The 14,486-nt window shown below is 42.3% G+C and carries 8 protein-coding genes; 3 read left to right on the forward strand and 5 right to left on the reverse strand.

The annotated features are described in order from the left end of the window. The 5 genes from JWQ85_RS12225 to JWQ85_RS12245 all read right to left on the reverse strand — a co-directional run. Positions 1–1,480 (reverse strand): glycosyl hydrolase (locus JWQ85_RS12225; RefSeq protein ID WP_299468304.1); only part of this gene is annotated, 1,480 nt, incomplete at its 3' end. A gap of 146 nt (positions 1,481–1,626) precedes the next feature. After that, a complete protein-coding gene (locus JWQ85_RS12230; protein ID WP_299468306.1) occupies positions 1,627–1,938 on the reverse strand; it encodes an L-rhamnose mutarotase in 312 nt (103 codons plus the stop codon). A 6-nt stretch (positions 1,939–1,944) separates the two neighbouring features. Beyond that, complete coding sequence (locus tag JWQ85_RS12235; RefSeq protein WP_299468308.1) at positions 1,945–3,411, reverse strand: glycosyl hydrolase family 39; 1,467 nt, start codon at positions 3,409–3,411, stop codon at positions 1,945–1,947. A 103-nt stretch (positions 3,412–3,514) separates the two neighbouring features. Next, a complete protein-coding gene (locus JWQ85_RS12240; protein WP_299468309.1) occupies positions 3,515–5,023 on the reverse strand; it encodes a RagB/SusD family nutrient uptake outer membrane protein in 1,509 nt (502 codons plus the stop codon). An 18-nt stretch (positions 5,024–5,041) separates the two neighbouring features. Then, complete coding sequence (locus JWQ85_RS12245) at positions 5,042–8,134, reverse strand: TonB-dependent receptor (RefSeq protein ID WP_299468311.1); 3,093 nt, start codon at positions 8,132–8,134, stop codon at positions 5,042–5,044. 527 nt (positions 8,135–8,661) lie between these two features. Between JWQ85_RS12245 and JWQ85_RS12250 the strand changes: the two genes are divergently transcribed. The 3 genes from JWQ85_RS12250 to JWQ85_RS12260 all read left to right on the forward strand — a co-directional run bounded on the left by JWQ85_RS12250 (position 8,662) and on the right by JWQ85_RS12260 (position 14,193). Next, positions 8,662–10,176: a family 43 glycosylhydrolase gene (locus tag JWQ85_RS12250; protein ID WP_299468313.1), complete on the forward strand. Its 1,515-nt coding sequence runs from the start codon at positions 8,662–8,664 to the stop codon at positions 10,174–10,176. Positions 10,177–10,349: 173 nt separating this feature from the next. Then, the gene (locus tag JWQ85_RS12255; protein WP_299468315.1) at positions 10,350–11,237 is read left to right on the forward strand and encodes an AraC family transcriptional regulator; all 888 of its coding nucleotides are present in this window, start codon (positions 10,350–10,352) and stop codon (positions 11,235–11,237) included. A gap of 280 nt (positions 11,238–11,517) precedes the next feature. Continuing rightward, on the forward strand, positions 11,518–14,193 hold the full coding sequence (locus JWQ85_RS12260; RefSeq protein ID WP_299468317.1) for a glycoside hydrolase family 78 protein: 2,676 nt from the start codon (positions 11,518–11,520) through the stop codon (positions 14,191–14,193). Positions 14,194–14,486: the final 293 nt, after the last annotated feature.

Raw genomic sequence — 14,486 nt, forward strand, 5'->3', positions numbered from 1 at the left:
AGGTATGGTACACAAAGCGGTTAATGCCCGATGCAAAAGCCCAGTCGCCCTGGTTTTTCATTGATGCCGGGTGTTGTTTCCAGCCTTCGTTATCCTGGGCGGTAAAGGCCTCGGCAGGTATCAGCGATTTACCATTTACATGCCCTATAGATGTAGCCTCAATAACGCTATAGGTTGCATTAAAGCCAAATCCTTTGCTCCAAAATTCGGCCATGGGTACATCTGCTACCGATCCAAGTTCGAGGTCGGCCGTTGGGTTCATATCATATGGTTCAATAGAAAGCGACAGGTTATTGCGTTTAGCGTATGTTTTTACTTGTTTGGCGTGGTTATCCAAAATAAGTTCCTGTGATGTTTGCCTCAGGTCCCATAAAAAGCGTTCGCTCTCTTCCAGGCTACCCACAATGTTGCCGGCATATACCGGGTAATATTTAAGCGGGTCGTAACCTCTTCTTTTTATAAACTCCTGCCTGAACAACGCAGTCCAGTTTTGCGCGCCCATTTCCCAGCTATCCATATGCAGGCGCTTTAAACCCCCTTTAATATTTTTATTTATTTTACCCGTTTTTCTGAGCAGGTTGCCCACATACTTATCCAGGTGGTAATTTAACGCTACGGTATCAAACTTATCAGCCTCAAGGCCTAAACCGGGTACCGGTGCGGGGCGGGTAATAGCCCCGTTATTGCGGCTTACAAAGCGCATAACGGTCCACTTACCAGCTGGCGGCGACCAGTTCAGCGTACCGTCGGGTTGCATTTTTGATGTCAGATCAATTATCTGGCTTTTTGTTATAGCATTTTTATCAGTGCCCACTGTAGCGGGCGATGGCATATATGGCCTAACTACCCCCGAGCTATATGGCGCACGATAATACAGGGCCTTTTCCTCGTAATCCTTAATAGGTTTATCCTGCTCCGTTGCCGGGAAAGCTAATACCGCCACATCCTGGTAATACTTTAGCCACTCTTTTTTAACTTCTGGCGTTAAGCCTCCTTCGCCAAAAAAGGGCTTTTTGGGTGGCGGAAGCGGTAAGATAATTTTTTGTTTATCGCCGGCAGTTACCGTAACCTGGCTCGATACCAGGTGCTGCATAGACTGGCTTGCTTTAACCCAAGGGCCTCCGCTACCTGTCCAGCCGGGGCCTATGCCTAAAGTTATTTCGATGCCCAGTCGCCGGGCTTCTTTCTCGGCATGTACAAAAAGCGATGTCCATTTATCACTTAAAAACTCCACCGGGCCGCTGGGTATGCCAACATTAACCTCCAGGAAAATAAGGTTACCAATACCTGCCTTTTTCATCGATTCCAGATCTTTTGTAATAGTTTCTGCAGACATATTCCCGTCCATAAAATACCAGTAAACCCCGGGCTTGTATTGATCTGCCGGATGGGCAAAATTTGCCTTAACCGTTTTTAATTGCGCGTTAGCTGCGTTTAGGCAGCAAAGCAAAAGAAGGCAGGATAGTAAGTATCTAAACATGAATAGTATTTAAATTGTGCAGGCTATGGTTAACTGGTTTTTTTGTGAAAGGGAATATCCTTCACTCAAATTTACTTTATTTATTATAGCTGGCTTTTATCTATTTTGTGATATGCTTTATATTTTTTGATATCGATAGTAGCTAATTAGGGCATTGAGAAAACATTCTCCAAACCTATCACCACAGGCGACTTGTCAGGATTAGTTTCCATCAGATCTGCCATGTATTCCCACCATTTAATCATGATAGGATTGCCGGCCAGACTGACAGCACCACCGTCATTTAAATATTGCACGGCTATAAGGCTATCGGTTTGTTCGTCAAAAAAAATATCATACTTTTTAATTCCGCTCTCCTTAAGTAATGCTACCAATTCCGGCCAGATTCTGTCATGCCGTTTTTTATACTTGACTTTATAACCGGGCTTTAGTTTCATTTTAAAAACAACCTGTTCCATATCCTTCTAATTTACGCCTTTAATAAGGGCAACAGCAAAGGGTTTCAAATCAACATAATCCGTGGTAATCGTAACCGTTTTGGGTTCATTGTCGCCTGATGCTTCATCAATCAGGGTTATTTGTGTCCCTTTAAATCCGGAAGGTAACATTACCCGGATCAATTTATTGCGTTTGTTGAGCAGCAATACGTTTTTACCGCCCTCATCTTTAAAACCTTGTGCTAAAACATTATCACCGTGGTTTTCGTCGATGTTTGTTTTTATCAGCTTACTGCCGCTTTTAATATTGTCTTTTATGAGCTTTAGCACCCAAAAACGGGCATTGGGTTTATTGTTGATGTAATTGATCATGCTCACATCCGGGAACTGAGTGGGAAAGCCAACCAACTGCGATTCGCCTATAACATCAATTCCGGCTTTGGTAAGTTCTATAAAAAAATAAGCGTAAACGCTCGCCGAAAGGTTCCAGTAAGCTGCGGGTATAGGCTGTTTACGCATTTCCTCACTAACAAATGTGCCCAGCTCATTAACATCTGTTTTGGTATCCGGCGATAAGCGTTTCCGAATGTTCTCTACATACTTCACAGTATTTATAAAATTCTCGGCTTTATCAAACACCGCATATTCATAATCATCAAATTTTTGCCCGCTGTTTGCGCTAGCGTAGCAATGGTATGATATCATATCGAGCGGTATACCCGGCTTATGGTTGGCAGGGTTCAGGAAATATTCAAACCATTCGGGTTTTTCATTAGCAACCGCCATCCCAACAAATTTTGCATTAGGTATAACCTGTTTCAGTGCCGAAACCATGGCATCATAGATCCTGATATAAGTTTGCGGCGACATGCTATGCTCCAGATCGGGTTCGTTCAATACTTCCCAATACGGTATTTCATAATGATAGCCAGATTTATGATACTTCCCAAGCTCATCTGTAAAACCACCCTTGGTATACCAGCTTACCAGCCTCACATAGTAATCTGTTAGCTCTTTCATGGTGCTGTCTCGCAATTCGGTACCACCACCGTATGACCAGCTCACGAGGTTAGGATCTGCCGGATAGGTAACCGGCTTTTCGGTTTTAAACATCCATTGTGGTATGGTGCTAAAATTCATGATAATAGAATGGCCTTTGGTCGCTTCTAAAAAGTCTATGGTCATTGGGTCTATCAGACTAAAATCCCACGATGTTTTTGTAGCTGTTGGTGCTTCAAGTTCGGCTACTGCAAGTTTAGGATAAGGGAACCACGGCACATAACGCACAAAATCGGCACCTAAACCCTTGAGCGCATTAAAAGATGCATCGTGCATGGGCGCTTTGCGGCGCAGCATAGGGTTACCAACAACCTGCAGCGTAGGCGTCGATCTGGAAGTCATAACCACATCGTTCCAATCAACCGTTAACTGCGGCGTTTGTGCCCGACCTATCAGGCTGAAAAAAACAAGGATAAATGCAAATGATCTTTTCATAGGGAAGTTGTTTTATAACTAACAAAACTATTAGAAAGGCAGAAGCGCCGATGTTTCACCAGCTGCTTCTGCTTTCAACCAATTAACCAATTATTCACCAATATTAATAACCGGGGTTTTGTGTCAGATTCTTGTCCAGGAACCGTTGCCTGTCTGGTATAGGATATAATGCTTCGTACCCGTCAAACTTATAGTCGTTACCCGTAAACGGAACGCCTCCCCTGTCTACAGTGGGTGCGGCCTTTTCTGCCTGGCCATGTGCATTTAAAATTACCACCATTTGCGCGTTGGTCAATGAACGTTTCAAGTCAAACCAGCGGTCATTTTCAAATGCCAGCTCTACGCGGCGTTCGTGCCTGATGGCTGTACGGAATGTTTCCTGGTTTAAACCGGATAAGGCTGCAAGTCCGGCCCTACTCCTAACCAAATTAATATACTGATAAGCATTGCCCGGCCCGTTTTGTTCGTTTATCGCTTCTGCCAGCATGAGCAAAACATCTGAATACCTTAGCACAGGCCAGTTATCATCTGTACGCCCTTCAATAGTATGCGGATGGTTATATTTATTAACAAACGGGATAGCTACAAATGTACCGCCCGCATTGGTATAACCTTCTTTTAAGGAAACCGCTTTACGTTTATCGTTAGGTTCAAACTCAGCAATAATGCTTTTGGTAGGGATGTTCCAACCTGTTGGGCGGCTTGTAGGGAAACCTGTTATGGCACCATCAGAACCGCGCGGGGCAAACGTATATATAAAGCTGCTCCACTCGCCTAAGTTGTTACCGCCCTGATATTGAATTTCAAACAACGATTCGCTGTTATTCTTGTTGTTAGGATCAAAAACAGATGCGTAATCGTTAACCAATATATAGCCAAGAGGCAGTATCTGTCTTAAAGTGCTTTCTGCTTTAGGATAATCCTTCATAGTTAAGTAAACCTTGCCAAGTAAACCTAATGCAGCGCCTTTTGATGCGCGGCCAATATCAGCGCCTGTGTATTCACTTTTTAAAGGCAGGTTTGCAGCAGCGTCTGTCAGGTCTTTTATAATCTGGGCGTATATCTCGTTCTCTGGGCTGCGTACTGTTTTAAAAGCATCAGATGAGTTCACGAGTGGTTCGGTCATTAAAACCACCGGGCCAAAATACCTAACCAGGTTAAAATAATAATAAGCCCGCATAAACTGCAGTTCGCCTTTAAACTGGGCTTTTTTCTTATCGCTTATTGCCGCAACACCCTCAATTTTTGACAGCGCAACATTAATATTATACAATGCATTGTATGATTGATTGTACAGGTCTGCAATATTTACATTAGTAGCAGTCACGTTCCAAAATTCGAATGCCTCAACACGGTCCGTCTGCCCCCTGTCTGACGGGTTTAACTGAATGGTGGTATTGTCTGATGACATTTCGGCAAAAACGTATTGGCTGTTCACGTGGTCTTGCAACGAGCTATACGCTCCACTCACCGCCTGCTGCACCTGGTCTTCGGTCTGGTAGAATTTATCCGCTGTTTTCCTGGTTGGATCTGTCAGATCCAAGAAGTCTTTTTTGCAGGATGTAATTGCCAGAAAGCATAGAAAGATTGATAATTTATATATATTTTTCATCGTTGTCTGGTTTTAAAATTAAAAGTTGATTCTGGTGCCTATAGATATTGTTCTTGGAACCGGATAAGATTCGCCATCCCTTCCCGGGCTTATCACATCATTGCCATTGTTTGTCCTGGCGGCGTTAACCTCGGGGTTATTGCCGGGATATTTTGTGAACAGGAATGCATTATCGACGCTCACAAAAACTTTGGCATCAAATATGTTTTTTATCCGGGGGATGGTATATCCTAATGTGATATTCTTGATCCACATATAATTTCCGCTGTATACATAAACCGAGTTGGCTTCCCTGGTGAAATAATAAGTGTTGGAGCCCGGCCATTTACCTGCTCCCGGGTTCTGTTCAGACCTCCAACGGTTCTGCACATCAGAAAGCACATTAAACACCCCGTCGATATTAGCCAGGTTCATATCTACCGCCCTGTATATTTGACCGCCATATGAGCCATTCAATAACATGCTCAGATCAAAGCGTTTGTAACCAACGTTCCAGTTCCATCCCCATGTAAACTTAGGGTTGGGGTTACCTATCACTACCATGTCTTGTGTATCGTAAGAGATAACGCCGTCGCCGTTGCCATCAAAATACTGGTACGTACCGGGAATATTATTGACGTTGTGCGGTGTCGCGTCTATTTGCGCCTGGTTCTGGTATATTCCAAGCACCTTAAAGCCATAAAACATACCAATGGGCTTCCCTACCTCGCTTATGTTATATCCATCATAAAAGGCGCCCGTAAGTAATGAGTTTCTATCGCCATCAATAGATAATACTTTGTTCCGGTTGAATGATATGTTAAAGCCGGTATTAAAGGTAAAATCGCCATACTTATCCCGGTAGTTTATACCCAGCTCAATACCTTTATTCTCCAGTTCGCCAATGTTTGTAATAATATTACCAAAACCGGCAACAGCAGGTATTTCTACGCCAAGCAACATATTGGTGGTTAGCTTACGGTAGTACTCGCCGGTAAAGTTTATTTTTCCTTGCAGGATGCTTAGATCTAAACCTATATCCAGTTGCTTTGATTGCTCCCAGCCCAGGTTAGTGTTTGGGAATGACCCAATTGTAGCACCCGGTACAACCGTACCACCTAATACATAATTGCTGGTATTAATATTTGCCTGCGATGTATAGTTACCAATGTTGTTGTTACCTGTAATACCATAACTTGCCCTTAGCTTAAAATCATCCAGCCAGGTTAACTTAGGAAAAAAGCTTTCTTGTGATACGCGCCATCCGATAGATGCTGAGGGGAAATTTCCCCAGCGGTTATTGCTACCAAAGCGAGAACTGGCCTCGCGGTTAAAGGCGGCGGTAAATAGGTATTTATCTTTATAGGAATAATTGATCCTCGACAAAAAGCTCTCAATGGTAAAGGCTGCCATTCCCGAACTGCCATCGCGCTGGTTTGCCGCAGAAACATATTCCACCAGATCATCGGGATATTTGGTACCTGTTGCATTACCGGTGTTCAGCGTATTTTTTTGAAATATATGCCCAACAGTTACCTCCAGTTTATGATCTTTAAACCTCGGCGAATAGGTAAGCAGGTTATCCATCCCGTAATTCAAATTATTATAAAAGTATTCTCCACCGCTTGCCTGTCGCGGCGGCGCGCTGTTGAACCCTGCTACACCAGATGGGGTAAAATCATGGTTCCGCATATCATCTATCATTCCATTAAAGTTGGTACGGAAACTAAAATCTTTAAATGGTTTAATATCTATGTAAGCATTTGCGGTAACGTTGCTTTTATACTGTTTATGAAGCTCCTGCATTAATCGTTGTACAGGGTTTGGAAAGCCGAAAATATTATCGTGGCCGCCTATGTAGTTATTAAAAGAACCGTCTTCGTTATATACCGGTTCGCGCGGGTCCATTAACAATGCCTGGTCTACAATGTTACTGCCAAACCCACCCGCGATAGCATCACTGTTTTTTGCCCACGAGTAGGCACCTGACAAATGCAGCCCGAAGTTTAAAAACTTATTGGGCCTGCCATCCAGGTTTGCCCTTGCGGTAACCCTGTTAAAGCCAGTGTTTATTAAAGATCCATTTTGGTTAAGGTACCCTATTGCGATATAAGAACTGGATTTCTCTGACCCGTTGGTTAACGATACGTTATAATCGCTAAAGGGAGCGTTCTGATGTAATATTTCTTTGTACCAATCTGTAGAAACCTTTGTTTGCTCGGGGAATCTAAAATCAAGCGGGATCTCGCTCTCTAATGGCTCCCGGTTTTGAAAATATCTTATCTTATCAGAAAATACATCTTTTTGAAATTGGGCGAACTGTTGCCCGTTTAAAACGTGGATACGCCTGGAATCGGGCACATTTGCAAAGCCATTATTGGTAGTTACGGTTAGTTTAGAACCATCTTTTTTACCACTTTTTGTGGTGATCAAAACAACACCATTGGCGCCTCTTGACCCATAAACCGATGTAGATGCGGCATCTTTTAAGATGGTAATACTTTCTATATCGTTTGAGTTTAACGAGTTACCCACGTTTGTACCAACCGGGAAACCATCAACCACGTACAATGGATCACTGTTTGCGCCTAAAGAACTGTTGCCGCGTATCTCTACCTGCAGCTCCTGCCCCGGCTGGCCCGAGGTTTGTTTAGCCACCACACCCGGTGCCTGGCCCTGTAACAGCCGGCCAACGTTTGATGCCGGTATGCCCTGTGACTTAGATAGATCTACCTGAGACACCGCCGCGGTAATATCCGCTTTGCGCTGCGAGCCATATGCAAGCACAACAACTTCTTTTAAATCTTGTGAAGATGCTGACATTCTTAAAACAATGTTTGCGTCGTTACCTACAACTACCCGTCTTTCCGTATAGCCTATATATTTAAATATTAAGGTTGCGCCTTTATTTACATTCAGATTGAAACGGCCTTTAACGTCTGTTTGGGTACCACTGGTTGTCCCTTGTACTGATATCGACACGCCGACCAAAGGTTCTGTTGTAGCAGAATCTGTAACCGAACCCGTAATATTTGAGGCCGTTTGAGCGGCAGCCGACAGGCAACATACCAGCGATAATGCCAGTAGGAAAACATGCCTGCCTGTTAAAAAAAGTAAAAGTCTTTTCTTCATAATTTTTGTAGTTTATTGTTAGTTGTTTTAGAGGTATTAAATAGGTTTATAGGAAAATTCTTATACCATAGGCACAATAATTATTTCGTTATCAGATTGTTATTAAGCACTACCACACCGGGTACAGGATGCTTTGGTTAAAATTGGTTTTTCAAAAGTATTTGAATACCACCTGCCGGAAATACAGGTTTTGATATTTGCTTTATATATTTTGACAATTTTCAATTACCTGTAATACAGATATTTAAAACCATACATATAACTATATCTAATAAAATCATGATGAGGGTACACATGATTAGTTTGCGGGGCGCGGTTCTTAAGAAATTGAAGCTATAAATACAGGAATGTCATAAAACACATCATATTTATCAAATGAAATAAAGATGATTTTTGATAACTTGCTGAAATTAGCGGGGATAAAACCATTTACAAACCGGCGGATCCGCGCCATTTTAAATTCGTAAACAATGAAATTCAGCAGGACATTTTTGCCCCAGATATTTATATGCTTAGTCTGTTCTTTTGTGGCATCATTTGTTCCCGGTGTGGCAACAGCCCAAAACAACCAGGCATCTTCCGGACTTGTTATTACCAATTTTGACGACCAGGGAAACCAGGTGATCCGCTATAGTACGGTGGGCGATGCCATTGATGCACACGACGGAGAGATCGCGTTATTTAACAACACTTACTATTTATATGGCACCAGTTATGATTGCGGCTTTGAGTGGGGTAATAAAAACGCGCCGTTTTGCGGGTTTAAGGTTTATTCATCAAAAGATATGCTTAACTGGAAAGACAGGGGTTACCTTTTTGACGCAACAACAAAGGTTTGGCAAACGCGGTGCAACGGCAATACTTATGGATGCTTTCGCCCGCATGTGGTTTACAATCAACAAACCCACCTATATGTATTATGGATAAACGTTTATGATAACGTATCTGGTTATCGTGTATTTACAAGTAAAACACCGGTAGGCCCGTTTGCAGAAGTTGCAGAACCAAAATTGGCCATCAACGCCGGTGCACCGGCCGGTGGCCTAAACAACGGCGACCATGATACTTTTATTGATGATGACGGAACAGCTTACCTGGCTTACACCGATTGGCGTACAAAAGGTACCATTGTAATTGAAAAACTAAGCGGCGATTATTTAACCGGTACCGGTGAGTTTGTTAAATCGGTTACTAATGGCCAAACAGAGGCGCCCGGCATGTTTAAAAGAAATAGCATTTATTATGTGGTTTATTCCGACCCTAATTGTGGATATTGTTCAGGGACCGGCGCATCATACAAAACTGCCACATCGCCTTTGGGGCCATGGAGTGAGGGGAAAAAGATAAGCGACAATTCTTGCGGCGGGCAGCCCTCTTTCGTTTCAACAATAAAACTTGGCTCGGGCACTGTCTATCTTTTCGGCAGCGACCTTTGGAATAATGCCGCTAAAAACGAGGCGCTCGCCAATTATTACTGGGCCCCGCTCTCATTTAACGCCGATGGTTCTATAATCCCAATGACCTGTGACCAACCTTTTAAAGTTTTGGGCGGCAAGGTTACAAGGCTACCATCCGCGAGTGGCAAATACAGCTTTAAAGGTTTATGCGATATCAATAATGGAGTACAACGATCACAATCGTTTGCAGCGGCACAAGGTGGTATGCTCAAAACAATTTATATAAACGCCTACAAAACCGGCTATCCCGATGCGAGCTTGCAGGTAGACATCTATCATTCAGATGCTTCGGGCCGGCCAATGGGTAAGGTATTGGCCACCAATACTATTTCCCCGGGGGCGATAGGCTGGTCGACTAAACGCCAGATTATACACCCCGCTATCCGTTTAAAAAAGGGAACAGTTTACTGTATTGTACTGCATTCTGCAACTACTGCCGGCTGTTATGGTTTTAATTACAGTAGCGCCAAGACCAATAACTCAAAATTACAATTCGGTAAATTACAGGGAGATTCATTCATCCCCGAAAACAATAAACAACTTAATTTCGACCTTATAGTTACTCCGGATAAGAGTCGTAAGTAAATTTCTTAAGAAATCTACTTTTTGATATTTTATTTGCACTTTTTGACATTAATCTTGTTTGTGGGTAAATTGTTATTATTTTTAATACATATAAACCACTACTATCAGGTATTATTACCCATCTGTGCGGGTATGCCTTTTGCCAATTAATTGTTATAGTAGCATAAATTAAAATGATCAATTATTATAAATACCTGCCGGTAAGCCGCGAGGATGAGAGTTGGGGTTTGTGTGTTTTAAATACCGGCTGTACCCATATAGAGGCTACGGGCTTATATCCTTTTAAAAACCACCCGGCCCATCATTACTTTAACTGGGACATAGGCCGGGTATTAAACGAATATCAGATCATTTATATAACAAGAGGAAAAGGGATCTTTGAATCGGACAGCTGCAAACGGCGCGAGATCAAAGCAGGAACTATCATTATACTTTTCCCGGGAGAAAGGCACCGCTATAAGCCAGACAGTGAAACCGGATGGGATGAGTATTGGGTTGGTATTAAGGGCGATATTATTGATAACCTGGTAAGGAAAAATTTTCTGAGGCCCGATAACCCAAGCATATACATAGGCTTCCATGAAGGGATATTCAGCCTGTTTAACAGCATTATTGAGGTAACTAAACGGGAAAACACCGGCTATCAACCCCTTATTTCGGGTGCAGCGCTGCATTTAATGGGAAACTTCCATTTTATTTTTAAACAAAACGCGGTAGAATGCGAAGAAAAAGAAATGGTCATCAATAAAGCGAGGCTCTTATTCCGTTCTAACATCGCAAATGATTTTTCGCCCGAGCAGGCCGCCGAAGAACTGCAGGTGGGTTATTCGTGGTTCAGGAAGGCATTTAAGAGTTATACCGGGCTTTCACCTGGCCAATATTATATCCAGCTAAAAGTAGAGCGCGCCAAAGAACTTTTGAATAACCCGGATATCCCCATAAAGCAAATTGCTTACGACCTGAGGTTTGACAGCTATTTTTATTTTTCTAAAATGTTTAAGGAAAAAACCGGCATGACACCAACCGATTATCGTAAAAGGGCTATGGGGGTTATCAACTAAATTATCGGTAAACCATTTAGTATACCGGATACAGATGGGCACAGTTATTTCGAATAAGACGTTTATACTTGTTTATATAAACGCGCCAATTAGCAAACCTATTATTAAAACCTCAATAGTTACAACTGGTTATTTAAACTGATTTTTCTATTTAAAGTTCACAACCATTAGTATGCCCTTGTAAAACATATGCAGCCTGCTCAATGACGCGGTTTAGACATTGTACTTTATAATTCCAGGAAAAAAGATCAATAACATACTCATCCGAAACAAACTATAAATGAAGAATCTTTATTTAACACTACTGATTTTAATATCTACTTTAAGTTGCTTTGCGCAGCTGCAGGTTACGCACTTGTTAACCGAAAACCAACAAAATCCGCTTAGTATAGATATCAGTCTGCCAAGGTTTAGCTGGCAAGTAAAAGCCGGAAACATAAAAAATGTATTGCAGACCGCTTACGAAATAAAAGTGCGAACTGTCGGCGATAACAAACTTGTTTGGGCAAGCGGCAAAATCACCGATGGGCAATCGATATTTATACCCTACCAGGGGCCGGGGCTACGGTCGGGCACCGCTTATGCCTGGCAGGTAAAAATATGGGATAACCAGGGCCATGCTTCTGCCTGGAGCGAAAAAGCATTTTGGCGCATGGGCTTTTTATCACCGGCCGACTGGAAAGCTACATGGATAGGACCAGGCTATACGGGCGATACCGTTAATAAACCCAGCCCTATGTTACGTAAAAGCTTTTCCATTGATAAAAATATAAAAAGCGCATTTGCTTATATAACAGCACACGGGTTATACGAAGCACAAATAAATGGAGCAAAGGTTGGCGATGCCTATTTAACCCCGGGCTGGACAAGCTACCATAAGCGCCTGCAATATCAGGTTTATGATGTAACTAAAATGCTGGCAAAGGGCGCAAACGCCGTTGGCGCTACGTTGGGCAGCGGCTGGTACCGCAGCGTACTGGTATCAAGTCCAAATCATTACGGAAAAGATATTGGGCTGTTGTTTCAGCTCGAAATAGAATACATAGACGGCACACACCAAACCATTGTATCTGATGGAAGCTGGAAATCAGCAACAGGTGAACTACGTTATGCCGAGATCTATAATGGAGCGACAATTGATTCCCGAATGGCACAAAAAGATTGGTCGAAAGCCGGCTTTAATGATGCAGAATGGACCAATGTAAAAGTTCAAAATTATGATAAGGCAAATTTGATAGCCACTTACAATGAACCCGTTAAAAAACAGGAAACATTTAAGGCGTTAAAAGTAATTATAACACCCAAAGGCGAAAAGGTAATAGACTTTGGGCAAAATTTAGTGGGCTGGGTACAGTTAAAAGCTAATGGTAAGGCAGGCGATTCAATAAAAATATCTCATACCGAAGTACTTGATAAAGAAGGTAATTTTTACACCGAGAACTTAAGGGGGGCAAAAGCTCAAAACACCTACATCCTTAACGGTAAAGGCACCGAATATTTTGAACCCCAGTTTACCTGGCAGGGATTCAGGTATATAAAAGTTGAAGGCATCCATGGCGATTTAAATCTGGCCGACTTTACAGCGGTTGCCATTTATTCATCCATGCCACCAACCGGCGAATTTTCTTGTTCTAATCCATTGTTGAACCAATTACAACACAATATACAATGGGGCCAAAAAGGAAACTTCCTGGATGTACCTACCGATTGCCCGCAGCGTGACGAACGCTTGGGCTGGACAGGTGACGCGCAGGTGTTTTCGCGGACAGCGTCTTTTAACATGAACGTGCATAACTTTTTCACTAAATGGTTAAAGGATGTATCTGCAGATCAAAACAGTGATGGCAGCATACCCCATATTATACCTGATGTATTTAAACAAAACGATTCGGAAAATGGCGGTAGCACCGGATGGAGCGACGTTGCGACTGTTGTGCCCTGGAACATGTATTTGGCCTACGGCGACAAAAAACTACTGCAAGAACAATATCCAAGTATGAAAAAATGGGTCGATTACATGCAGCATCATGCAAAAAACGACCTTTGGAATACCGGCTGGCACTTTGGCGATTGGTTGTTTTACAGCGTAATTAATGACCTGGACGGTACTTCGGCAATAACCAGCAAATATTTAATAGCGCAATGCTTTTACGCTTATTCAACCCAGTTATTGATAAACGCTGCCACAGCATTAGGCAACAAGGCCGATGTGGAAAGCTATTCCCTTTTGCTCGAAAGGATAAAAGCGGCTTACTTAAAAGAATACGTTACGCCAAATGGGCTGATCTCATCTGATACGCAAACCGCGTATGCACTTGCATTATCATTTGATATGTTGCCCGAAAACCTGCGTGCACAGGCAGCTGCAAGGCTTGCAGGCAATATTACAAGATATGGCAATCACCTATCTACCGGTTTTTTGGGTACCCCTTATTTATGCCATGCTTTAAGCCGTTTTGGGTTTGCAGATGTTGCTTATAAGCTGTTATTGCAAGAAACTTATCCTTCCTGGTTATACCCTATAAAAATGGGCGCCACTACCATATGGGAAAGATGGGACGGCATAAAGCCTGATGGTACATTTGAAACACCTACCATGAACTCTTATAATCACTATGCTTATGGCGCCATAGGCGACTGGATGTACAGAGTAATATCGGGCATTGATACCGAGACAGATGGACCGGGGTACAAAAAGATAATTATTAAACCCACTATTGGTGGCAAGTTAACCTATGCCAATGCATCTTACGAAACCCCATACGGCAAGCTAACCTCTAACTGGAAGATACAAAACGATACCTTTTATTTGGATGTAGACGTACCTGCTAATACAACGGCGACAGTATTCGTTCCTGATAATGAGGAAAAGGAGGGCTATAAAATAGAAAAGGTTGGTTCTGGAAGTTACCATTTTACAAGCAAAACAATTAAACAGAAGCATAACGCCCGATAAAAAGGCCTCTTGGCGAATAACATATTGATCCCGCTGTCCGACGTTTATAAACTTCAGACAGCGGGATCTAAAGTTTTTGATGCTAACAAATGCGTGAAGGCTAAACAGTGTTATCACATATCGCTTCACAATTATTATAGCTTTTTCTCATATTATTTACAATCTTAAAATTCTCTTACTTAATAGTTTAAACACCGGTAGCTTTGTTAAATACTGATAGCCTTGGTTATATATTTTAAATATTACTTAACCCCCTTATCATGAAAACATTAAAAAGTTCCCTTATTGTAATC

Source organism: Mucilaginibacter sp. (assembly GCF_028288105.1).
GTDB lineage: Bacteria > Bacteroidota > Bacteroidia > Sphingobacteriales > Sphingobacteriaceae > Mucilaginibacter.

Coding starts and splice junctions, on each gene's coding strand:
- JWQ85_RS12230 (WP_299468306.1), bottom strand. CDS start 1,938: ATGGAACAGGTTGTTTTTAAAATGAAACTAAAGCCCGGTTATAAAGTC.
- JWQ85_RS12235 (WP_299468308.1), bottom strand. CDS start 3,411: ATGAAAAGATCATTTGCATTTATCCTTGTTTTTTTCAGCCTGATAGGT.
- JWQ85_RS12240 (WP_299468309.1), bottom strand. CDS start 5,023: ATGAAAAATATATATAAATTATCAATCTTTCTATGCTTTCTGGCAATT.
- JWQ85_RS12245 (WP_299468311.1), bottom strand. CDS start 8,134: ATGAAGAAAAGACTTTTACTTTTTTTAACAGGCAGGCATGTTTTCCTA.
- JWQ85_RS12255 (WP_299468315.1), top strand. CDS start 10,350: ATGATCAATTATTATAAATACCTGCCGGTAAGCCGCGAGGATGAGAGT.
- JWQ85_RS12260 (WP_299468317.1), top strand. CDS start 11,518: ATGAAGAATCTTTATTTAACACTACTGATTTTAATATCTACTTTAAGT.